We start from the raw sequence: 22790 nt of genomic DNA, 5'->3' as shown, positions 1-22790 counted from the left end.
GATGAAAAATCTTATTAAATACATAGCAGGTACAGCTTTATCTCTAAGCCTGTTCACATCTTGCCATAAACTGGATTTGAAAGTGGAAACGCAGCTCACTCCTGAAACATTTCCTCAAACAGACCAACACTTTATACAGCTAACGGGTCAGGTATATGTACAGCTTCGCCAAAACTGGAGTACCGATTATTTCTTTATGCAGTCTTTAAGTACTGATGAAGCCATTATGCCTGCCAGGGGCGGTAACTGGTACGATGGTGGCGTATTTGAAAACCACCATAAGCATACCTGGACTAAAGATAATGGCCATGTGAATAGTGGCTGGGGCTGGCTTTCCGCAACCATCAGTAAAGCAAATCAAAGCTTGTTCTTACTGAAAGATGCGCCTGAATCTCCGGCAAAAACAGTAGCAGTATCCGAAGTTAGGGCTACTAGAGCCTTAGCATTTTTCTTAATGATGGATTTATGGGGAAATATTCCTGTTGTGACTACTTTTGGTCAAACAACACCTCCTGAAACCAAATCGCGCCTGGAAGTTTTCAACTTTATTGAAGCAGAACTTAAAGAGGTATTGCCTAATTTAAGCAGCGCCGTAGGAGCAGCGACCTATGGTCGCCCAAATAAATATACAGCCTATGCTATTCTGGCTAAAATGTACCTGAATGCAGAAGTTTATATTAATACGCCAAAATACAATGAGGCAGTAGCCATGTGTGATGCCATTATTGGCGCATCAGGTTCTCCTTATGGTTTAGAAAGCGATTATAGAAAAATGTTCTTTATTGATAACGGGCCGCAAATCAAAGAGTTTATTTTTGCGATCCCCTTCGACCCGGGTTTTAGTAATGGTACCATGATTTATTCTCGTTACTCCATGCCTCGTTCCTTACAGAAAAAATACAGCTTAAAATTTACGCCAAGTGCACCAATGAGTACCTTGCCGGAATATTACGCTAATTTCAATGATCCTAATGATAAAAGAAATGCACAATGGATAAAGGGACTACAGACTTATTATGATGGCTCACCGGTGACAGTACCTACCACAAAAAAAGGATACGATCAATTTTATGCAGGTTCTGATGGTTCAGCGGCACTCACTTACCAGGTTGATATTACTCCAACCGTAACCCTTAGAGATGCATCCAGACCTTTTGACGCAGGAAACGATGAAATTGCCTGGAATATGGGATATAGAAACAATAAATTTTACTGTGACAGCACATCATCCAGCAGAAACCAGAATAATGATGTACCGGTTTTCAGGTATTCTGATATTTTGTTAATGAAAGCAGAAGCTATATTGAGAGGTGCAACACCTACACAAGGTCAAACTGCTTTATCATTGGTTAATCAACTAAGAGCAGTTCGTACAACCTCACCAGCATGGACCTCAGTTACCCTTGAAGATTTGTATAAAGAACGTTGCAGAGAAATGGCCTGGGAATGCTGGCACCGTAACGATATGATTCGCTTTGGCAAGTATGAAGGTACATGGGGCTTCAAAACGGATGCGCAAACATTCCATCGACTCATGCCAATTCCGGCCTCAGCGATGATTTTAAATTCTAAGCTAAAACAGAATCCCGGATACAATTAGAAATATCCAGCAACTTTATAAGAAGAGGTTGTCTCATAAATACAGATGTCATGCTGAGCTTGTCGAAGGACTTGCGAAAGTGTCTTTTAAGGCGTTTCGACAAGCTCAACGTGACAAAATTCAAAGATAAATTGATTTATGAAATAGCCTCTTCTTATTTTTTTCTCCTAAACTTGCAACAGCTTAAATCTGCCTTTATGATTAAAAAATTACTACTGATTTTCCCCATTGTTATTTCGGGTTCTTTATATGCTCAAACTATAACCAAAAGCCCTTCACAAAATATTACGGCAACAAAATTGCTGACCAAAGATCCAACTGCTTTAAATTTCATCGCCATGGGCGATTGGGGTAGGAATGGTGCCGATCATCAAAAACAGGTAGCCAAACAAATGGGTATCACGGCTTCTGAAGTAAAGGCTAATTTTATCATTTCTACAGGCGATAACTTCTATCCCAGTGGCGTAATCAGCGCCCAAGACCCTTCTTTTAAATATTCTTTCGAAGATATATATACCGATTTTTCATTGCAATGGGACTGGTACCCTGTTCTGGGCAACCACGATTATAAATCAAACCCTGATGCACAGGTAGAGTATTCAAAAATCAGCCGCAGGTGGAAAATGCCGGCCCGGTATTACGCTAAGAAATTCCCCATCAATGGAGACCTCAATAACCAGGTACTCATTGCTTTTATCGATACTAACCCACTTATACCCGAATTTTACAGCAATGCCGAATATGGCCCAAATGTTAAAGGACAAGATACCACAGCGCAAAAACGTTGGATAGCTAAAACACTGGCAGATACCGATCCTGCAATTAAGTGGAAAATTGTTGTAGGCCACCACCCTATTTATACGGGCGGCAGCCGCACCGATGCATATGATACTAAAGCTGTGCGTAATTCATTAAAATCAACTTTTGAAAAATATGGCGTAGATGTGTATCTTACCGGTCACGAACACAGTATGCAGTATATTAAACCTGCCGGAAAAACACATTATTTTATTTCCGGTTCAGCTTCTGAAAAAACACCAGTAAAACTCATTACCGATGCTGAAATGGTGGCATCTGAATATGGCTTCATGTTATTCTCAGTTACCAACAACCAATTACGCGTACAAGCCATTAACGATCAGGGGGAGATTATTTATAATACATTGATTAAAAAATAATCTGAATCATGGATCAACCAACCAATACAATATCTTCAACAGCACCCATAGCAAATAAACCCAAGCGGTTGCTATCGCTAGATGCCTTACGTGGCTTTGATATGTTTTGGATTGTGAGTGGCGAAGGTATTTTTCATGGATTGGCCAATGGCATTAAAGAAGACCATGCACTAGTACGGGATCCGCACAACTGGACCATTGCAAGCACCCCAAATCTCTCTCTGTTAGAAAAGATTTTGGTGGGCATCAGCAACCAACTGCACCACTCGCCCTGGAATGGCTTTACCTTTTACGACCTTATTTTCCCGCTTTTTATCTTTATTTCGGGGGTATCTATGCCTTTTTCTTACCAGAAGTATTTCATGGAAAAAGAGACCGGGCAGGCTTCAACAGGTAAAATTTATTATGCCTTGATTAAAAGAACCCTGATTTTAATTTTACTGGGTGCAGTAGTTAACGGCATGCTGCAATGGAAAGGTTATGAGCAGATCCGTTTTGCCAGTGTACTGGGGCGTATTGGCCTGGCCACTTTTTTTGCTGCTTTAATATACCTGAACACCTCACTTAAAAAACAGGTCATCTGGTTTATATCTATCCTCGTTGGCTATTACCTCATTATGCGTTTTGTGCCCGTTCCAGGCTTTGGCAGTGGTATATTTACGCCAGAAGGCAATCTTTCTGCTTATATAGATCGTTTGTTGCTTCCAGGTAAACTTCACCGGGTAGTTTACGATCCGGAAGGCTTACTGAGTACCATACCGGCCATTTGCTCGGCCATGTTGGGTATATTTACCGGCACATTTATCAAGAATAAAACAGTATGCCCCAATCCAAATAAAAAAGTATTGTATTTAATCATTGCGGGCATTGCACTACTGTTAATCGCACTCGCTGGCAGCTTCCTTTTCCCCATCAACAAAACCATGTGGACGAGTACCTTTGTACTCTTTGCAGGCGGCTGGAGCATCATATTTTTTGCACTTTTCTATTATTTTATTGATGTGTTCAGTTTCCAAAAATGGTGTATGCCCATGGTATGGATGGGTACCAATTCTATATTAATTTATATTTTTGCCCACGGTCTGTTTAATTTCGAATCTACTGCTAACTTCCTCTTCGGCGGAATCATCAATACCATCCCTGCCACGTGGCAACAGGCTGGCGTATGGACCGGTGTACTCCTAATACAATTGTTTGGCTTAAAGTTCCTCTTTGATAAAAAGTGGTTCCTAAAAATTTGATATGAAAATAAAAATGCTATTCATAGTGCTGCTCGTACTATCGTTCACTAACCTGTGGTCTCAGGAATACCTGGTTTCATCTAATCAACTTATCGCACGGATTTTACCGAAACAACACCAGACATTCGTTACCAAAAGTATTGCTGCAGCAAATGGTAAAGATGTTTTTGAAATTGAAAGCAAAAACAACAAGATCGTACTTAGTGGCAGCAGCGGTGTTGCCCTGGCTTCGGCTTTTTATTATTACTTAACTGAATATGCACACTGCCAGATTACCTGGAATGGCACCAATTTAAATCTGCCCGCTACCCTGCCTGCAGTAAAAACGAAATTAAGAAAGGAAACACCCTACGATTACCGTTACTATTTAAACTATTGTACTTTTAATTACAGTATGAGCTGGTGGGATTGGTCGCGCTGGGAAAAAGAGATAGACTGGATGGCCCTCCATGGGATCAACATGCCTCTTGCTATTACCGGTGAAGAATATACCTGGTACCTTTTATACAAAGAAATGGGCTTTTCGGATGAAGAACTTAAAGGTTTTTTTACCGGACCTGCTTATTTCTCGTGGTTTTGGATGGGTAATATCGATGGCTGGGCTGGTCCGCTTCCGGTAAGCTGGATGAAAAGCCATTTTGAACTGCAAAAGAAAATTTTAGCGCGGCAAAGGTCGCTAGGGATGAAACCGGTACTGCCTGCCTTTACCGGACATGTGCCAGCAGCATTTAAAAACAAATTCCCACAAGCCAAGTTAAAAGCCACCAACTGGACCAATGGCTTTGCCGATACTTATATCCTTGATTCTGAAGATCCGATGTTTGCCCAGATCGGGAAGAAATTCCTGCAGAAACAAACCGAATTATTAGGTACTGATCACCTTTACTCAGCCGATACTTTTAATGAGAATGAGCCGCCTTCTTCCGATCCGGAGTTTTTAGGTAAACTAAGCGCAAGGATTTACGATGGTATGGCACAAGCAGATCCGAAAGCCATTTGGGTAATGCAGGGATGGTTATTCTACAGTGATCGGAAATTTTGGAAAGAGCCGCAAACAGAGGCCTTATTAAAGGCTGTACCAAACGATAAGATGATTTTACTTGATCTGGCTACCGAAATAGAACCGGTTTGGAAAAGGACACAAGGCTTTTATGGTAAACCATGGATCTGGAATATGTTGCACAATTTTGGTGGCAATACTAACCTTTTTGGGCGGATGGATGTAGTGGCAACTGCGCCGGCCGAGGCGCTCAATGATCCACAAAGTGGTAAAATGAAAGGTATTGGGTTGAGCATGGAAGGTATAGAACAAAACCCGGTACTTTATGAGTTAATGATGGATAATGCCTGGCAGTCTAAACCCATAGATTTAAAAACCTGGTTACCCAAATTTGTGCGCAACCGCTACGGAAAAAGTAATGTAAATGCGTTAAAAGGCTGGGAAATATTGCGTAAAACCGTTTACAACGTGCCGGCCGATAAATATATCAGAGATGGTGCAGAATCGATCATTCAGGCACGCCCTACTTTCGATTCGCTGACCCGTTGGGCAAAAACCACCTTAAATTACAAGGAAAAAGATTTGCTGCCGGCCTGGGATGAATTTGTAAAAGCGGCACCACTTTGCAAAACCAGTGATGGTTTTCAATACGATCTGGTTGATATCACCCGACAGGTAATGGCCAATTATGCCTTGCCTGTACAAAGAAATATGGTGGCGGCCTACCGCAAAAAAGACCTGCTTACCTTTAAAAAAGAAAGCAGCAAATTTATACAGCTGATTGATGATATGGACAGGCTTTTGGCCACCAGAAAAGATTTTATGCTTGGCCCATGGGTAAGTGATGCAAGGAAATGGGGAGAAACACCGGCCGAAAAAGCACTTTACGAAATGAATGCCAAAGACCTGATTACCCTATGGGGCGATACTAAAAGCCCTTTAAATGAGTATGCCTGCAGACAATGGAGCGGCTTGTTAAGTGATTTTTATAAACCAAGATGGCAGCTTTTCGTAAGCCGTGCTGAACAATCATTAAAACAGCAAAGTGATTTTAATACCAGCCAATTTAATGAAGAAGTGAGCAACTGGGAATGGAAATGGGTTAACCAGCGAAAAGACTACCCAACCAAAACCGTTGGAAACCCGGTAAATGTTGCTATGGAAATGTATCAGAAATACCGCAAAACCATGGGGATAATGCACCAGTAAACCTCGTTGTGGAAATTGAAAAACAGTGCTCAATAACAGCATCGTTTTGAATACAAAAGATCTGGTATGCTTTAAAAATATTAATTACCCATTGACTAGAAAGAGGCAATAAAAACGCTGCGATGATTAGCTTCCCCGATATAAAAATGATTAAACCGTTTACAAAACGAAGTCACAACCGGGACGTCCGATTAACATTTTATATCGGTATTTTATTGCTTTTTATCCTTGTTGGCAGTAAAGTCTTCGCGCAGCAATCTGTAATCAAATATGTTCAGCCATTTTCGGGTACATCCGCCAGTACAACACTAGCCAGCCAGCATATAGAAGATAAAACAGAACGGCTGGCCAATACCATACCAGCCGTTGCACCACCCTTTAGCATGACCCAGTGGACGCCACAAACCCAGCTTTCGGAAAAAAAATGCCTTGCCCCCTATTATTATAACAATAAGAAATTTTATGGCATCAGGGCCAGTCACTGGATCAGCGGCTCCTGTACGCAAGATTATGGTAGCTTTACCATTATGCCCATTTCTGGCAAACTGAAAACCAGCCCAACAGATTACGCTGTTGATTATACACATCAGGGTGAAATAGCCACACCTGCTTATTACAAAGCAATTTTACCTGGCTATAAGCTACTTACGGAAGCTACCGCCACTTTGCGTTGTGGCCTGATTAAAATTACAGCATTAAAGGCAGATAGTGTTTATCTGTTAATTACCCCAAATAGTGATCAGGGTAAAGGATATATTAAAATTGACCGCCAAAGAGGTGAAATCTCAGGCTACAATCCTGTTCACCGCATTTACCAGGGCTGGGGACAGCCAGCAGGCTTTAGCGGCTATTTTTTTATACGCATTGAAAAAGCTTTTACCAGAAGTGGTGTATTTAGCAGTGGCAATGTTTCAGCACGTCAATCCATCGAAAACCAAATAGATTTAGGTGCCTATCTGGGCTTTAAACTACAAAAAGGAGAAACCATCAGCATTTATGCCGGTACTTCTTTCACCAGCATAGCCGCAGCAAAACTTAACCTCGAAACCGAGATCAATACGGCCAGTTTCGAAACCGTTGTGGCTAAAACAAGTCGCGTTTGGGAGCAGTCGCTTGGCCAGGTTAAGGTTAACGACCCTAATGAAAAAAATAAGCGGATCTTCTACACGGCACTTTACCATGCACAGCAGCACCCCCGATTATTTAATGATGTAGATGGTGGATACCCTCAATTTGCAGGCAGTTATGTTAAAAAAACACTGACAAAAAGCAATTATTACGATGATTTTTCGATGTGGGATACCTACCGTGCCCAATTACCGCTTACAGAACTTTTAAAACCTGATCTGACCAATGATTTTGCAAATTCGTTGGTGCTAAAAGGGCAACAAGGTGGTTGGCTGCCTATTTTCCCCTGTTGGAATAATTATACTGCAGCCATGATTGGCGACCACGCTACTGCTTTTCTGGCTTCGGCCTATAACAAGGGGATTCGCGGTTATGATGTAAAGGAAGCCTATCGCCTGATGCGCCAAAATGCCTTTCAAATGCCTGATTCGGCCGATTACCTCAATGGCAAAGGCCGCCGTGGGATTAACAGTTACCTGAAATATGGTTATATCCCCATGGAAGACAGCATTCCTGATGCTTTTCACAAACGGGAACAGGTGAGCAGAACGCTCGAGTATGCTTATGATGATTATGCTTTGGCCACTGTAGCGAAAGATCTGGGTAAAACGGCAGATTATAAACAGCTGATGGAAAGGGCTTCTAATTATAAAAACGTATTCGATCAACAGGTGGGAATGGCCCGGGGCCGCTTTGCCAATGGCAGTTGGTATAAGCCTTTTTATCCTGATCACCGTGAACCCTATATTACGGAAGGAACCCCAAGGCAATACACCTTTTACGTACCACATGATATGCCTGGATTGATTAAATTAATGGGCGGAAGTAAAAACCTCGAAAATGAACTTGATTCCCTTTTCGACAAAAAGGAATACTGGCATGGCAACGAGCCTGGTCACCAGATCCCCTTTTTGTATAATTATACGGCTTCTCCCTGGAAGACCCAGCTGCAGGTATCGCGCATTTTAGCAGAAGAGTATGATGAGGGGGCTGGCGGATTAAGTGGTAATGATGATGCCGGACAAATGTCTGCATGGTATGTATTTGCAGCAATGGGTTTTTATCCGGTAGATCCTGTTTCAGGAAATTACCAATTAACCAGTCCTTTGTTTAAACAAACTGTGATTTCCTTTAAAAACGGTAAGAAATTAACCATAACAGCCATTAAAAAGAGTAAAAAATCTATTTACAGTTCAAAAATCACTTTAAATGGAAAATCTCTTAACAAAAATCAAATTACCCACCAATCGCTGATTCAGGGCGGAGAATTGATCTTTTATCTCCAGGATCAACCTGCCACACCATAAGCTACGGTGTGGTCAGCATCTTTCTGTTCATTAGAGCCTGTTTAAAAATTAAATAAAATTAATTCGTATGTCAGTCTGAGCGTAGTCGAAGACCATTTCAACGCATTAATAAAAGCAATCTATTACGTTCAGGAAGACAACAAAAGGCTATGTAATATTTGCAATAAAATTTAAACAGGCTCTAAGACTCTGAAATAAATCCGATAGCGATCGGATCAGGCTGACGATAAAATACAAAAATGTGCCAAAGATTATTCCTATGAATACGTTGACTTATTCAATCCTCCAAACATTAACTTCTGATTTCACGACGCATGAAAAGATAATAAGAGAGCGCAAAACAAGCAATGCTGCCTGCTAAAAGTCCACTAAGTTGTGGCCATACAATCAGCAGACTCTCCCGTAGTGGAAGCGGCAAAGGAATAGCGCCGGAAAGCTGTTCCATACTCATTGGCCCGAGACTCCTGATAGATGGCATTAGCATGGTAGTTGCAGCATCGCTATAGAGCTGCCCCGGGGCAATACGCATGATACTCAGAATCAATTCATTGTAGGCCATCGTCTCACTTTGTGTCAGAGAAGCCGCATCTGGTAAAAAGGCCCTGATAGCCAGATTAACCACAATCGGATAAAATACCGTAAAAAACAGCCAGATGCCCAGCGCAGTTAAGGCTGAAGTAGCGGCGTGGCGAAAAGCAACCGAAAGCATGATAGACAGGCTTAAATAAAAACCAACATACACCATGGTGAGTAAGGCAAAGGCAAGAATTCTCAAAAACTCCTGAGGCTCAATCCTTACCCCGGTAAGAAACAGTCCGCCGCCAATCATCAGCAATGTGAGGGAAATAAATAATGTTGCAATAATCAGCATTGCGCTGTAAAATTTGGCCAGCAGTATGTTGTCGCGGTAAATAGGCTGGGCTAATAATCTTGTCAACGAACCGCTGTTTTGTTCCGAATTAATCGCATCGAAGCCCATAGTAATTCCAAGCAATGGCGCTAAAAAACTCATCAGGATATGGAAAGGCGGCATAGAGCCATCTGTAGCCGTGAGCAGCTTTAAGTAAAAAAACGCATGATCAGGGTCGTTAGTATTGGTAAAGGTTGCCCGGATGTTGGACATGGAAATGTACAGTGAGGCAAAAAATGTGAGCACCACCAGCGCAAGCAGCAGGATAAAACGCCAGCTGCGTACGTGATCTGACACCTCTTTTCTCACCATTACCTTAAAAGGACTGAGCTGGTAATTTTCCTTTGAATTATTTTTATTTGTTGCCCAATAATGGCTTTCGCTAAGCGCTTTCATGCTCTGGGGTTAAATTTGTGTTTTTTTCAAAATATTTCTCATAGATCTCATCCAGTCCATATTGTTTCTGGCTTACCGCCTGGATGTCTGCACCTGATTCGATAAGCCTGCGAATGAGTTTTGGGGTAATGTCCTCAGTCGTATTAAATTGTAAGTCCACACCATTAATAGTCAGACTATTAAATTCCGGCAAACTACTGAATTCATCTTTCAGGACATCAGGATCCATTGGAACTTTAGTGAGATGAATGCTCGTCTCTACACCTGTATTCCCGAAGAGCTCATGGGAAAGTGTAGGCAAATCTCCTGTTGCAAGTAACTTTCCATCTACGAATATACCTACCCTGTCGCAAACCTGCTGAACATGGTGAAGGTGGTGAGACGAAAGCAATACCGTTAAGCCTTGTTCCTGCTGCAACGATTTGATAAGTTCTAAAAACTCCTTCACTCCGTTCGGATCCAGCCCCAAAGTAGGCTCATCAAGGATAATTAGTTCCGGTTTTTTGATGAGCACTTCAGCCAACCCGAGTCTTTGCTTCATCCCCCTGGAATAACTGGAAGCTGCCTTATCTGAGGCTGCCTTCAGCCCTACCAATTCCATAAACCGACGGGCATTTTCAATAATACCCTTTTCAGGCAACCCATTAAGCCTTGCCATATATGCCAGGTTTTCAAGACCGGTTAACTGTGGATAAAAGCCGAGATTATCGGGCATATAGCCCACTTTTCGTTTTACTTCAATCGGATTTCGTGTGGCATCATAACCACAAACAATGGCTGTGCCTCTATCGGGTTCAGTCAGGCCAAGCATCATCAGTATACTGGTGGTCTTACCTGCGCCGTTTGGCCCCAGCAAGCCGAATATTTCGCCATGAGGAATCTTGAGGTTAAGTTGATCAACGGCGACATGCGAACCATAGCTTTTACACAGGTTCTTTAAATCTATAATAGGTTCCATCTTTCTGGTTGAAGATTTTAAGGTGTCTTAAAAAAATGGTTACCTACGACCGTACTTACGGATGAGCACATATACTGCTGCAACTGCTAGTGCAATAATGAGTATACCGATCCAGCCAGAAAGCACAGAGGTTTTGATAAAGATCCTGAAAGGGGCCTGAGCATTGGCATTGTTACCGCTCAGGGTAAAGGTGGCACTATAGTCTCCGGCAATTGTTTTATCAGGCACTTTTAACGTCACTTTAACGGTCGCCTTTTTACCACCTTCCAGTCTTTCAATCTGGCTTGGCGAAAAACTGGCTTCCCATCCGGTAGGCAGTTGTGAAGAAATACTCAGCGAAGATAGCGGCAAGGTACCTGTATTGTTCACCTCAAGCTCAATATCCTGATGAGAACCAGCCGTAAGTTCTTCACTTAGCCTTCCACTAGGCGTACCAAGGCTGGCACCGTAAGATCCCTTAACCACCGCTTCCAGTTGTAGGGGCAGCGTCTGCGAAGAGGATACCGCTTTGACAGGAATGAGGTACTTCCTGGTAGCCGCGTTATTGGGTGCGGTAATTTCGATGGCGATCTCCCGCGTTTGGCCACCTGCTAAATTAACAGAGGTTACCAGGCTACCGTCCACACGGTAGCTAATCTGCCATCCTATGGGCAATTCCGACTTCAGTTCGTAAACTTGCTGGCTAGCTGAACTATTGTGCAGCGAAGCGGAAAAGCGGAACGGTTCGTTAACAGCCGATTCGATGTTAATCAGCTTGGCAGAAAATTCAGATGCCCCTTTCGGAGTTCCTTGATTTTGTGCATAAAGTGGCTTGGTCGCCACAAAAAAAATAATTAATAAAAATGTGCGAAATAAGCCTTTTCGCGAGGATTCGGGTAGTAATTGTAGTGACATAGTCTAAACCAAAATATTAATAATTGCTCTAAAAAATGTTTTCTGATCTTATTATCTGATGAGGCCTCAAAACAAAAAAAAGTTGCATTTCTTTCAAAATATTTTAACATTTTTTAACAATTCATATTGTAGAAGTTGTCAAATGATCATGGCGTACTTTATTGATACTATTAAATGCAGTAAAAGACAATAAATGTGTAATGCTGGTATCCCCTATTTAAACGTAATAACGATAACACACCTGGCTAAAGCTGAAAAAATTTCAGCAATGCACTGAAAAAATTTCATAAAAAATGAAAATTTTTCAGTAAAAACCCTTCGTTAGCCTGCCTTAAACGCCTTGGCACGGCGCTTGATTAACTAGAAATGTAACCTTTTGAAAGAAGGTTAAAGCGTTAAATTAATTGATTTATAGTCCATTTATTATTAAAACATTAAAAGGAGAAAAAACTATGACATTGGTTAAATTCAATCCAGAAAAAAAGAACAGTTCATTATTGCCAGGCTTTAATGACATCTTCGAATCAGTATTAGGCGATACCTTTTTTAACGACCGTCGTTTAAGCAGCGTACCTGCGGTTAACATTTCCGAATCTAATGAAGAGTACCATATCGAACTTGCGGCACCCGGATTAAAAAAAGAAGATTTCAAGGTAGCTGTAGAGCGGGATATGCTGACCATTTCTACCGAGCAGCGCACCGAAAACAATACTGAAGGTAAAGTTTATAACAGAAGGGAATATAGCTACTCGGCATTTACCAGATCGTTCACCCTTCCGGAAAGTGCTAACGTTGAGCAAATTCAGGCTACTTATACGGATGGCGTACTCAAACTCAACATCCCTAAAAAGGAAGAGGCAAAAGCGATCGCCAGACAGATCGAAATACAATAATTTCCTAAGTGCCGCTAAATGCGGCACTTTTTATTGATAATGTACCCAAATCTGTTAAAGAAAATACAACATTTAGCTATGGAAACCCGTTTCACCATCAACATCAGCCTTCAGGGACCAGGTGGAAAAATCACCTATGGCAAATTTTCTCTCGGCAAAGACAAAAAAGAAGCCAGCGAAATTTTCTCACAGCTAAAAGGAAGCGCAGAAGATGTTCCAGGCTGTTCGCTAAAAATAGAATTTCTGGAAGAACTTATGGAACTGCCTATTCCTATCGGCACCATAAACTGCTCCTTGGATGAGCTAAAAGAAAATATCGCAATTATTACTAAGGAAATATTCCGCATCGCCCACCTGGAGAACGGAAATATTGATTGTTAATATTGGTTTGATCGATTCCTGTAAAGAAATTGTTCTATCCTCTACCCAGAAGATATGTTTAATGGCCAAACGGTCGAAGGGTCATTGACTATTATTAAAACCCTTTCAACTGAGACCTGTTCTGAAAGCACATAATACCGAATAAGGCCATTAATTACATAATACACATGTTTTGTGGTTTAGTTTATCTATTTTATTTGTACGGTGCTTTCCACCGATCGGGCAAGTGCTTTGAGTAGCTTATACTTTGAAAGCAGCATCTCATTTCGCTGACGCTAATGCCTTCTTAATACGTTGGCTTATAGCAACGCGGGCAGGTGGTTTGCGCCATGAACTAGTTATCAGTTTACGCGGCGAACGTCGCAGGTATATCTATCGCAAGATATAATCAGGATCAAGTGTCTAAAGCTACTTTTACCCTTTATGGTGCTAATGGCTTTTACCATTGACGGCTCGTTTAACTTAAGGTCTATAATTATAATTTATAGCTTTAATGATATTCCCTTTTTGATCCTTTAAAAATTTTAAACGCTGAAAAGTATCGTATTCGTAATAAACACTAAAGTTTTTAATATCAGTAGTGCTGGTTACATTACCATCAACATTATAAGTATAGGTCAGCATTTGTGCATTTAAGGGCAGAAAGCAAACATCATCGATTTGACCTGTCAGCATTACTGTATATGTGCCGTTGGTTATGTTGATATTGTTATCAATAATAAGGTTCCATTCACCATTGATTTTTTTCCAATAACTTAACTTATATTTTCCATTATTAAGCGCTGGTTTCCCCGGTAATGGTAAAGTTATGTTGAAGCCACCAATTTTACTGTAAAGCCCAGACCTACTATCATTCAAGGCGCTTTGCTCACCAGTTCCAAGCCACAAATATTCGAAGTTCTCATGAAAAATATCTTTGGAGTCACAGTTATTGGCCTCAGCTATAAGCTTATGACTTCCCGCCCAAATATAACTTTTATTGGCTCCTTTGAGCGAATGCTGTTGCAACAGTTGATATTCAGCATCATAATTATCAAAAAAAACTTCACTTTTATACCTGACATCTTTTTCAAAGGAATTGTTAATTGTGGCAGCAGGTATGAAATCACTAAGGGGTGTCGCTGTTCTTATTATGGCTATACTATCTAAAACCGGGCTAATTGGATTATAATAAAACAGGTTTGATGACAGTAATCTTTTGTTACTATTTGTAAGAGAAAATTTGAACGTACTTTTCTCTATCGGTCTGTTTAAAATATGTTTCTTTTGTAAAGAAACAAGTCCTTTCCAAGCGTCGCCGATTGGATTAACAGTAGAAAAATCACTTGGATATTTAATTTCTGTTATACTCTTTTCGTTAGTCCCACCTGCCTCAATTTCAATCTTTGAGGGTTGCATATGTAAAACATTGTTGTATGAATATTGGGTAATTTTTGTTAACGGAGGCGCTGACTGACCTACCCCATAAATTTTCTCTGTGCTTTTAACAAGTTTGTCGTCACCTGTAATTACGCCATAATTACCATAATCGTAACTGTACTTATCACTTTGTTCCGGATTACCAATGCATTCGCCTTCTATATAAGGCCCCCAAGCAGAGTTTTCAAAAAGGTTGATTTTCTTCTTATATACCGAAAAACCCAAGTTCTCAATAATATTTCTCGGAAATGCCTCATATACATTCTCGAGGCTTTTTATAACTATACCATTGCTGTAATCAAGCTTTTTTTCAAGTTGCCCCCGCGCAAACTGAAGAGATGTAGTTTGTGGTTTTGTTGATATCAAGGTGGAGAACGAACTGATCGGATCTTTAACAAAACGATAAGTATATTCTGTTTTACCGACATTTGTTGTTTCTGTTCCCATATATTCCGTTACAAAAGGGTATTGTACAGGGCTCCCGTCTGTAGGATCTAAAGGCATTAATGGGCTGGAAATAAAATTTCTAACTCGCTTGGCTTGCGTACCAAAACAAAAATTATCATATCCTCCATTTCCATAAAAATATCTCAGGGTTTGCTCGGTTCTATAATAGTTTCCATCAAGATAAAAATTTGCCTCACCACAACCACTATTAGGTTCCTGGACAGTGCCATATTTGTATGTTTTTGTCACGGGAATAGCTGTCGCATTCTCGAAATCCTGTATCGATGAAACTCTTAAGCCACCGGCATATTTGATCACACCATTTAAGGTCTTGTATTGATTAGTTTCATATGTAAACTCTGTAAAACCTCCAGTGGGATAGGTAATTTTGTTAAGAACACAAGCCTGCATATAGTCTGGATTTGGCTCTCTGCCATTAGTATTTCCACCAACATGAAAAGTCGGGCCTAGTCCTCCGCTTACCGGTATATAATCGACATTCATACCTGGAATCAGGGTAGTGTTGTTATCAAGATTATTGTAATATCCCCAGTAGTCTCTCCCCCTAGAAAGTCTTGATGGCAGCAACCGTGATGTATTGTAAGCAAAAGTGTATGTTAAAACGGAAGTAGAATTTCTGTCTTGAATATTTATATTGTCGAGCTTTAATCGCTTAGTCTCCGGATCACCATTTTTTATAAAATAGCTATAGTTGAATTTAACCTTACGTACCTGGATATTATTTACATCATATATAATAATTGATGAAAGCAAAGGAGTAGAGGGCGACCTATCTTCTCTTAAAGCTGTAAAAAACACCACTTTACCCGTTCTAAAGTTAATTTCCTGTAAGAACTTTTCTTCCGTGCTGGTGGTAATTGTTTTTGAAATATTGGTATGATTATAGTTTGTATACCATTTTGGCTCAGCAGTTGTGCTATTGTTGAGAGTTTTCTGCAAAACTCTACCGTAATCTTCTACCATTTCGTAGTCGGCAATATCGTACTGTGCCGATTTCACCGTACTGTAAAGAAAACTGATCTGGTCGAATTGGTTAACAGCACTTATCTTGCTAACTAGCCAACTGGAATTGTAAGCAGATACATCATCCATCCCCCGCGTCACTTCCTTTTCAAAAAATTCGTATTTCGAACCATCATCATCTAAAATTGTTAAATTCATTCCTGCAGGAAATGAAATTGGAGTACGGTTAATCTCGATAGGAGCGTATGGTATGATTACTGGTTTGTAGCTGTCATTGCAATTAAAAACAAATTGCCCTCTTTTATTAGGAAGATTGTAAGAAAATAAATCAGGTTCTACATCCTGTATACCCCGATGCCGGTCTCTCATGTAGGTTATATCATCCGATGAACTTAAGTTTATCGTGGTTTTAACAGGCGTGTTTCCTGAAAGGTAATTATTAAGCAGTTCGTCAGGAAGTCCCCTAACTTGTCTTGAAATGGAATATCCCGCATTTAAGGTCCAACCAGTTCCAACCCAACTCCCTGTGTCATTTACACGAATGCCTGCCGCGTGATAGCTAAGGCTGATAGGTACCTGCAAATCGCCAACTGAAATAGTATACAGAGGGATGTTGATATTAGGTAAACCAGTAAACATAGACACCTCGTAATTGCCATATCTTTCGATATTTGTAAGGTTGGGCGTCAATGGTGCTCCATTTGATAATAATGCACCTAGTTGCTCTTTGTTTTGGGCAAATAGAGACAAAGGCATCAGCAGTACAATAAGTATTAATTTAACTCGGTTCAATGACATATGAAGATTTAGTTTATTGGTTCAATTGGTATAATAACATACTTTAATGATGATAGATTATTTTGATAATGAGGTCATAGAACCTTACTTTACAAGCATACTTTCTTATTGATTATTACTTTTTATCATAGTTGGCAAGAATCTTATTAAGATAATCTTTAGCAAGATCGTTATTGCCTAATAGGTAAGGCGTATAGACTTTATCTTTAGGTTCATATGCCAACAATTCTGATGATTTGAGAATTAATAAATACGTAGGTCTTGTAGCAATCAATTTTCCTTTTAAAAATAATGATGTAGTCTGTGCCATCTTATCAACATTCAGCGAATCTATACCTGAGCCTTCACTTTCTGAATACTCATTGTGTATTTCATAATTATAATTAATTGCATATTTACCAATATGATTAGGATTAAATTTATTTTTCTTAAACCAAGGCAGGAACATTTCAAGATCACTTTGACCTACAAAATACGTGATTTGTATAGAATTATTTCCCATTGCAGTTACCTGAAAGCCAGCCATTGACGCTAAAACGTATGATTCCAATAGATTTCCTCTATTATCAAAAAGTTGAATCAATGGTGCTCCTTTATCAATCGTACGCCTAATGCACAGGATATCTGTTTTGCCAGGACAAATCTGATAACTTATATCTGGCCCTTCTAACTCATCAAAGTGACGCTCTCCGCAGCCTACAGCAAAAATACACAAGTATAATAGCAGAAAAAGTTTATTTATTTTAGATCCCATATTCTTTTATAATTTGTTTTCATCCCCTGACTCGTTCTTACATTTTCATAACCCAATCGCTGAAAGAAATTCGATCCTCTGGCTTCTCCAAACGCTGGATACCCCGATTTCCGAGCTTCATTCTGCCAATGAGAAGTTCTGAAAACTATACCTAATTTACTATTACCGGACAAGTTAAATCCTCCTGCTGTCAGCATAAAATCCATTTTTGACTGTCCAGTCATAGCAGTAGCACGCCCCGCGGCAAAATTTCCTACGTCCCTAGCTGATACATATACTCCTTCAGAAATTTGAGATCCTGCATACAATCCATTGCCGTTTTGAGTTTTATAATCATATAAATCATTACCTCCAGCATTAATTGCATAATGCTTATTAGCCAAAAAATCCCCAAGATTATCAGTTGCATCATTGATAGATTTATTGAAACGATCCAACCATCCGCTAGCTTGGAATGATCCAAAGTTAATTTTCCCTGCAGGATTTCCATTACCATCAAATTCTGTAAAAGAATTCCACATCAATGTTACGCCCATTTTTGTTCCTCCTCTGGATGTACTAACCCTTGGTTGTTTATCTATATCCTCCTTTTTTTAGCATCATCATGTTTATAAACACCCAAATCCCCATCATTATAAACAGCTAAAACATTACCATATTTATCAGTATGTGTAGATGTACTTTCTCTCCCATCTGGATCTATCATCAAAACTGGATTATTGACACCATAATTATATGTTGAAATATGTGTAAAGTTCTCCGCCAATGGATCAATCACATTCCATCTACCAATTACCGGGTCATAAAACCTTGCACAGTAATCTAGTTAATTGAATAACTAAAGTTTCATTTTCACAAAGTATTCGGTTGAAAGTGATTTATTTTTATTATCAATTTGAGTATTTTCAATGATAACTTTTTGCAGTAGGCTATTTTTGTAATCGTATACTCGAGTTAGTATATAGTTCTCAAACTTAAACTCATCCTTAATTAAGTGGTTATTTTCAATATAAATTTTAGCCTGTAATAACAGCTCGTTTGTCGGAATGCCATACTCTAAGAGAATAGATAGTATAGCGTTAATTTTGAACGTATAAATATTAACGTTATTTATATTTTCGTATTTCAAATTTGAATTTGCAGTATTATCAGCTATAAACTTTATATCTGAAACATAAGTTTGAAGAAGAGATAAGGAGTCCTTTAAATCTTTGAATATATTTTTATTTTTTTTAATGTCTTCTAAAGCTACACCTTTTAACACATTTCTATTAACTAATACTCCCTTCGGATTATACTTAAACAAGATTTGATCTTTTAAACTAAATTTACTCGTACAATTAGATAGAACATCTATTGCAGAATAATGTCTTTGTTCGAGTAACTGATTTTTATTTGAATAAACATAAATGGTTGAATCCACTAGATTACAACCGGTTCTACTGTATTCATTTTTTAGAATAAGATTTAATTTATGGTCATAAATATTCGTTTGAAGTATTTTGTTATTCACTAACTTTGAGTGCATGCCCTTCCTATTTAAAAACTTATCTATTTTAAAGCCATTATCATTGGATTTGCAAGAAATTAGAAGTAGAAATATTATGAGGTTAAATTTCATATAGAATGTACTATTTATTAACTTTCCAAAAAATCGTTGAATTGTAAACTGCACTCGATGTCAATCTAATTTTACCTTTGTTCAATCCTGTGTTTGCTGTACTTACTTGAGGCGCAACAAAATTCTTTCCTACACTAGTTTTCCATTTCGAATAGTGTTCATCAGAAATATCCCAACCCATCGTATTTTTATGAAGCTCCCAAGTCCCTGAAGATTTTCTTTTATCAGAAGCCGGAAACAACCCTTGTTCAGCTCCGTCCCATTGGCTTGCACCAAAGCTATAATCAACGCCGCCAATCTGCGCATTTATTTCTGCAGCGATAGCAAGTTGCTTCATTGTACCATTTCTCTCACCAGATGTCAATTTATTGAATGCTTTAGCCTGATCACTATCTTTCCCAAAAGCAAGATCATTTTTCTCATGTACACTTGCGATAGAAAACATTTCTTTTTTTAGATCATCAGTAATTTTATTAAGCCTAAAAGCTGAACTTTCACCATATATGGTCGCGGATTTACTGAGAAGTTCTTTATTACCAATTTCTAACTCTGTAATCCCACTTTTTTTTATGGCGTATCCATCACCCTGTTTTGTATAAGAGCCATCTTTTGCTACATAGGCTTTATCGTCATCAATATGATCTGTACCAAGCCATTTCCCATCAGTACCATAATAATCGCCAAACATACCGTCAGGATCGATAAATATAATAGGATTATTAAATGCATAATTATAGGGAGTAGATTTACGATCCAGTTCAGCCATTGGATCCACAACATTCCACCTGCCAATCACCGGATCATAGAACCTTGCGCCGTAATCATACTGCCCCAACTCCTCTTGTAACTCCTTTCCATTGTAAAGGTAGTTATTTGTTCCACCAACTGTAGCTTTTCTTAGCCCAAAAGCATAATAGTCATCCTGCTGCAGTACTTCTACCTGGTTATTAACCGGGTTACGGTAAAGCGTGGTCCTGACGTTACCCAGGTGATCCTTCAAATCGTAGTTATAGCTGTAAGTGCTGCCACTTTTTTTAGCCAGCCCTTCTTCCGTGTGGATGAAGTCTAAAATACCGTTAGTATACTGGATGCCAGCTATATAATCGGTCGTCACGCCATTTGACACTTTCTTCAGCTTTTGCCCGTTGGAAAGGTAAGTATATACAGGACCGCCACTAAAGTTTTCGGGCAGGTTTAAAAGGTTATATGTGATGGTTTTATTCAGCCTGCCATCCGTCGTAGCATTACCGTTAGCATCATATACATAGTCCGTAGCTGTGAGACCGGCAACAGACTTCAATTGATTACTCTGCCCGCCGTTATGATAGCTGTAAGCGTGATCGGCACCATCCCGCTTTAGACTAAGGATATTACCCATTATATCATAGCTAATCTGCTCATCCATTCCTGAAGCATAGCCTGAGAGCAATCTATTCAGCTTATCGTAGCTATAAGTATAGGTGTTCTGCGAGCCGTTGTTGTTGTAAGACTGCAAACTGATGTTTCCATTCCACTGGGGACTGGTGCCACTGTTATACCCTAGAGACAGCGAGAATTTGCTAGCCATACTTCCGGTCATCCAGCCCCGCTCATTGTAGCTGTAGGTAATTGTCTCCAGATTATTACCAATACTCTTACTCGTTAACTGTCCCACTTCGTTATACGACAACCTGGATATTGTGGTTGGCGAAGAGCCATCAATGCTTTGCAGGGTTTCCAGCTTACGGCCCACATGATCATAGCTGTAACTATCGGCTATCAACGTGCTACCCGTACCTATCTTGTGCGTACGGGTAGAGTTGAGCAGCTCATCTGTAAAGCTCCATATGTTGTCAACCTCATCGGTTCCCGAAAGATGATTTTGACTCTTCGACCTGATCACTCTTCCTTTAATGTCATAGTAGTTTACCATCATCAGCAAGGTGCCGCTGCCCAGAATACCGGCCTTGGTACCGGTCAGTAGTCCAGTCACGCTAGTGGTCTGTGTGCCTTGCGGCTGAACAAAGAAATCGTTGTTAGGATTTAGGCTGCTTACCATCAGAAAATCGTAGTGATCATAGTAATTGACCGTAAGCAATTGCCCGAAGCTGCCCTGCGGCATGACTGTGTTGGTGTAGCCAGTATGCTGCCCGTCATCATTCCCTCCATTATATGTCTCCCAGTTCGCTCCTTTAGTGCTATAATTAGTGGCCAGCTGCTGCACCTGAGTCCGGTGAGAAGCGGTATTCCCGCCATATATATCGTCCAACCAAATACCGGTGATAACCGGTCTCCCGTGCACGTCATACTTTGTGTAAGTCCACTGCTGGCGTGGCGCTTTTCTACGTTGGTTGCCATCTTGTGTCATCACCACCTGGTCCAGCAGGTTATAGACCATATACTCCCAATCCTTACCCGGCACTCTCTTTTCCACTAATCGCTGACGTTCATCATACCGGTATTGATAACAAAATTCATCTATATATGCCGGTATGCCAGATGCAAGGTCAGGATTGGACTTAGGCGTTAAAACAAAGCACAGATTATTAAAGTCGTCATATACGTAGTAAGTGGATAGCATTTCCAGACTACCTTCACCACTTTCTTTCAACTTATTATATGTTCGCTTTAGAACGAGTTTATCTTCTTTGTCCCTAAATTCTTCTGTTGTGTTTAGACAACCATCAGTTGTTTGCCAATTCTCATTTTTGATTCTGATAACGGACAAAGAGCCTGTTGGATAATATGGATCATCCATATCCCTCACCAAAGTCCGACTTTGGTCGCTATTGATAATAGCCTTGTATTGAGCAGCTTTCCTTGACCCTTGATTGTATGGCAAGTAGGTCATTACCCAATTAATAAAGTTATCTTGGTTGTTAACTAAATATTGCGTTTTTGTTGTGTGCCTTTGGCTATAATAGGGATCTCCCGGGGTATTGAGTGGCATTTGCCAAGCATCTCCTGGGTACCCTTGTTCCAGTATCCTATTTAGTGGTGAGGGTTCAAAAGCGCTCACGGAAAATGGAGATGCTGTACGTATTACACCTACCGAGGGATTTACTGTCGTTTCATAAAAATTTTTTTGATCTGCAATAGCAGTATTATTAAAACTTCCGGTACCCACTGAAGCGGCATAAGGCAGGTATTTTATTACTTCTCTATTAAATTGATCATAAGCAAATGGTTGAATGATATCCTGATATAAAGGAGATCCTTTGACTTGAATATTTTGGCATGGCCGTCCTAAGCCATCAAAATAAGCGATGGTTTGCTGAACTTCATCTGCTGTTTTTAAAGACAAATTGACATAATTAGTTAAGCCTGCAACTCTGGACGTCCACGTAATAATGTAGTTTTGATCCTGCGATGGTTGTGAAGCGAAGTATTCAGGTGGTACAATATAGGCTCTGAAAGATTGCCCTGGTGCGGTTGAGAAGCCCGGCAGCAATGTAATACTGCCAGTAGCCGTATGATCACCGCTGCTATTAGCACTATTCAAAGTCTTATAAGATTGAGCTGATGCATTGTAGCTGAAAAGCGCTAAGCAATAAATACAAACTTTTACAATAATTAAATACAGCTTATTCATGGCCTTGTTGTTTAATAGTATAGTATTCGAACGAAGAGCTTCTACCTTAAAAAGATTACCCGTAAGTCTTATTCGTATTTCGAAATTGCCTGTCAATGCAT

Annotated in this window: 15 protein-coding genes and 1 pseudogene; 7 read left to right on the top strand and 9 right to left on the bottom strand. The window is 39.9% G+C overall.

Going from position 1 to position 22790, the window contains the following annotated elements; translation table 11 throughout:
- Position 1 precedes the first annotated feature (1 nt).
- The 5 genes from ACUN24_RS15195 (at position 2) to ACUN24_RS15175 (ending at position 8663) form a co-directional block, all read left to right on the top strand.
- Positions 2-1600: a RagB/SusD family nutrient uptake outer membrane protein gene (locus ACUN24_RS15195; protein WP_445563263.1), complete on the top strand. Its 1599-nt coding sequence runs from the start codon at positions 2-4 to the stop codon at positions 1598-1600.
- Between the two features lie 197 nt (positions 1601-1797).
- Positions 1798-2778 carry a purple acid phosphatase family protein gene (locus tag ACUN24_RS15190; RefSeq protein ID WP_445563262.1) on the top strand — a complete coding sequence of 327 codons (981 nt, stop codon included), beginning with the start codon at positions 1798-1800 and terminating at the stop codon, positions 2776-2778.
- A gap of 8 nt (positions 2779-2786) precedes the next feature.
- Positions 2787-4019, top strand: a complete 1233-nt coding sequence (locus tag ACUN24_RS15185; protein WP_445563261.1) for an acyltransferase family protein — start codon at positions 2787-2789, stop codon at positions 4017-4019.
- 1 nt (position 4020) lies between these two features.
- On the top strand, positions 4021-6228 hold the full coding sequence (locus ACUN24_RS15180) for an alpha-N-acetylglucosaminidase (protein ID WP_445563260.1): 2208 nt from the start codon (positions 4021-4023) through the stop codon (positions 6226-6228).
- A gap of 146 nt (positions 6229-6374) precedes the next feature.
- A complete protein-coding gene (locus ACUN24_RS15175; protein WP_445563259.1) occupies positions 6375-8663 on the top strand; it encodes a GH92 family glycosyl hydrolase in 2289 nt (762 codons plus the stop codon).
- Positions 8664-8955: 292 nt separating this feature from the next.
- On the opposite strand, the gene ACUN24_RS15170 is transcribed toward ACUN24_RS15175, so the two are convergent.
- Genes ACUN24_RS15170 through ACUN24_RS15160 form a run of 3 tightly spaced genes read right to left on the bottom strand, consistent with a single transcriptional unit; the run spans position 8956 to position 11821 of the window.
- A complete protein-coding gene (locus ACUN24_RS15170) occupies positions 8956-9969 on the bottom strand; it encodes an ABC transporter permease (RefSeq protein WP_445563258.1) in 1014 nt (337 codons plus the stop codon).
- On the bottom strand, positions 9956-10927 hold the full coding sequence (locus tag ACUN24_RS15165; RefSeq protein WP_445563257.1) for an ABC transporter ATP-binding protein: 972 nt from the start codon (positions 10925-10927) through the stop codon (positions 9956-9958). Before ACUN24_RS15165 ends, ACUN24_RS15170 begins: the two co-directional genes overlap by 14 nt.
- A 39-nt stretch (positions 10928-10966) precedes the next feature.
- Positions 10967-11821, bottom strand: a complete 855-nt coding sequence (locus ACUN24_RS15160; RefSeq protein ID WP_445563256.1) for a COG1470 family protein — start codon at positions 11819-11821, stop codon at positions 10967-10969.
- A gap of 452 nt (positions 11822-12273) precedes the next feature.
- On the opposite strand from ACUN24_RS15160, the gene ACUN24_RS15155 reads away from it, so the two are divergent.
- Entirely contained in the window at positions 12274-12714 is a 441-nt protein-coding gene (locus ACUN24_RS15155) for an Hsp20/alpha crystallin family protein (protein WP_445563255.1), read from the top strand.
- A gap of 78 nt (positions 12715-12792) precedes the next feature.
- Positions 12793-13095 carry a hypothetical protein gene (locus tag ACUN24_RS15150; protein WP_445563254.1) on the top strand — a complete coding sequence of 101 codons (303 nt, stop codon included), beginning with the start codon at positions 12793-12795 and terminating at the stop codon, positions 13093-13095.
- 462 nt (positions 13096-13557) lie between these two features.
- Here the strand turns inward: ACUN24_RS15150 and ACUN24_RS15145 are convergent, their stop codons facing one another.
- The 6 genes and pseudogenes from ACUN24_RS15145 to ACUN24_RS15120 all read right to left on the bottom strand — a co-directional run bounded on the left by ACUN24_RS15145 (position 13558) and on the right by ACUN24_RS15120 (position 22689).
- Positions 13558-16743, bottom strand: coding sequence for a hypothetical protein (locus ACUN24_RS15145; protein ID WP_445563253.1), 3186 nt, complete (start codon positions 16741-16743; stop codon positions 13558-13560).
- 115 nt (positions 16744-16858) lie between these two features.
- A complete protein-coding gene (locus ACUN24_RS15140) occupies positions 16859-17497 on the bottom strand; it encodes a hypothetical protein (RefSeq protein ID WP_445563252.1) in 639 nt (212 codons plus the stop codon).
- Positions 17482-18033, bottom strand: coding sequence for a hypothetical protein (locus ACUN24_RS15135; RefSeq protein WP_445563251.1), 552 nt, complete (start codon positions 18031-18033; stop codon positions 17482-17484). The genes ACUN24_RS15140 and ACUN24_RS15135 overlap by 16 nt, the downstream gene beginning before the upstream one ends.
- Positions 18034-18074: 41 nt before the next feature.
- Positions 18075-18308, bottom strand: a pseudogene (locus tag ACUN24_RS15130) (RHS repeat-associated core domain-containing protein); the annotation flags it as partial.
- Positions 18309-18335: 27 nt separating this feature from the next.
- On the bottom strand, positions 18336-19025 hold the full coding sequence (locus tag ACUN24_RS15125; RefSeq protein ID WP_445563250.1) for a hypothetical protein: 690 nt from the start codon (positions 19023-19025) through the stop codon (positions 18336-18338).
- Positions 19026-19128: 103 nt separating this feature from the next.
- Positions 19129-22689 carry a DUF6443 domain-containing protein gene (locus tag ACUN24_RS15120; protein ID WP_445563249.1) on the bottom strand — a complete coding sequence of 1187 codons (3561 nt, stop codon included), beginning with the start codon at positions 22687-22689 and terminating at the stop codon, positions 19129-19131.
- Between the last annotated feature and the right edge of the window lie 101 nt (positions 22690-22790).

This window comes from Pedobacter sp. WC2501 (genome assembly GCF_052682415.1).
The sequence above is the reverse complement of the archived record's forward strand: the minus strand, read 5'-3'. Positions and strand labels throughout refer to the sequence as shown.

Coding starts and splice junctions, on each gene's coding strand:
- ACUN24_RS15195 (WP_445563263.1), top strand. CDS start 2: ATGAAAAATCTTATTAAATACATAGCAGGTACAGCTTTATCTCTAAGC.
- ACUN24_RS15190 (WP_445563262.1), top strand. CDS start 1,798: ATGATTAAAAAATTACTACTGATTTTCCCCATTGTTATTTCGGGTTCT.
- ACUN24_RS15185 (WP_445563261.1), top strand. CDS start 2,787: ATGGATCAACCAACCAATACAATATCTTCAACAGCACCCATAGCAAAT.
- ACUN24_RS15180 (WP_445563260.1), top strand. CDS start 4,021: ATGAAAATAAAAATGCTATTCATAGTGCTGCTCGTACTATCGTTCACT.
- ACUN24_RS15175 (WP_445563259.1), top strand. CDS start 6,375: ATGATTAAACCGTTTACAAAACGAAGTCACAACCGGGACGTCCGATTA.
- ACUN24_RS15170 (WP_445563258.1), bottom strand. CDS start 9,969: ATGAAAGCGCTTAGCGAAAGCCATTATTGGGCAACAAATAAAAATAAT.
- ACUN24_RS15165 (WP_445563257.1), bottom strand. CDS start 10,927: ATGGAACCTATTATAGATTTAAAGAACCTGTGTAAAAGCTATGGTTCG.
- ACUN24_RS15160 (WP_445563256.1), bottom strand. CDS start 11,821: ATGTCACTACAATTACTACCCGAATCCTCGCGAAAAGGCTTATTTCGC.
- ACUN24_RS15155 (WP_445563255.1), top strand. CDS start 12,274: ATGACATTGGTTAAATTCAATCCAGAAAAAAAGAACAGTTCATTATTG.
- ACUN24_RS15150 (WP_445563254.1), top strand. CDS start 12,793: ATGGAAACCCGTTTCACCATCAACATCAGCCTTCAGGGACCAGGTGGA.
- ACUN24_RS15145 (WP_445563253.1), bottom strand. CDS start 16,743: ATGTCATTGAACCGAGTTAAATTAATACTTATTGTACTGCTGATGCCT.
- ACUN24_RS15140 (WP_445563252.1), bottom strand. CDS start 17,497: ATGGGATCTAAAATAAATAAACTTTTTCTGCTATTATACTTGTGTATT.
- ACUN24_RS15135 (WP_445563251.1), bottom strand. CDS start 18,033: ATGGGCGTAACATTGATGTGGAATTCTTTTACAGAATTTGATGGTAAT.
- ACUN24_RS15125 (WP_445563250.1), bottom strand. CDS start 19,025: ATGCACTCAAAGTTAGTGAATAACAAAATACTTCAAACGAATATTTAT.
- ACUN24_RS15120 (WP_445563249.1), bottom strand. CDS start 22,689: ATGAATAAGCTGTATTTAATTATTGTAAAAGTTTGTATTTATTGCTTA.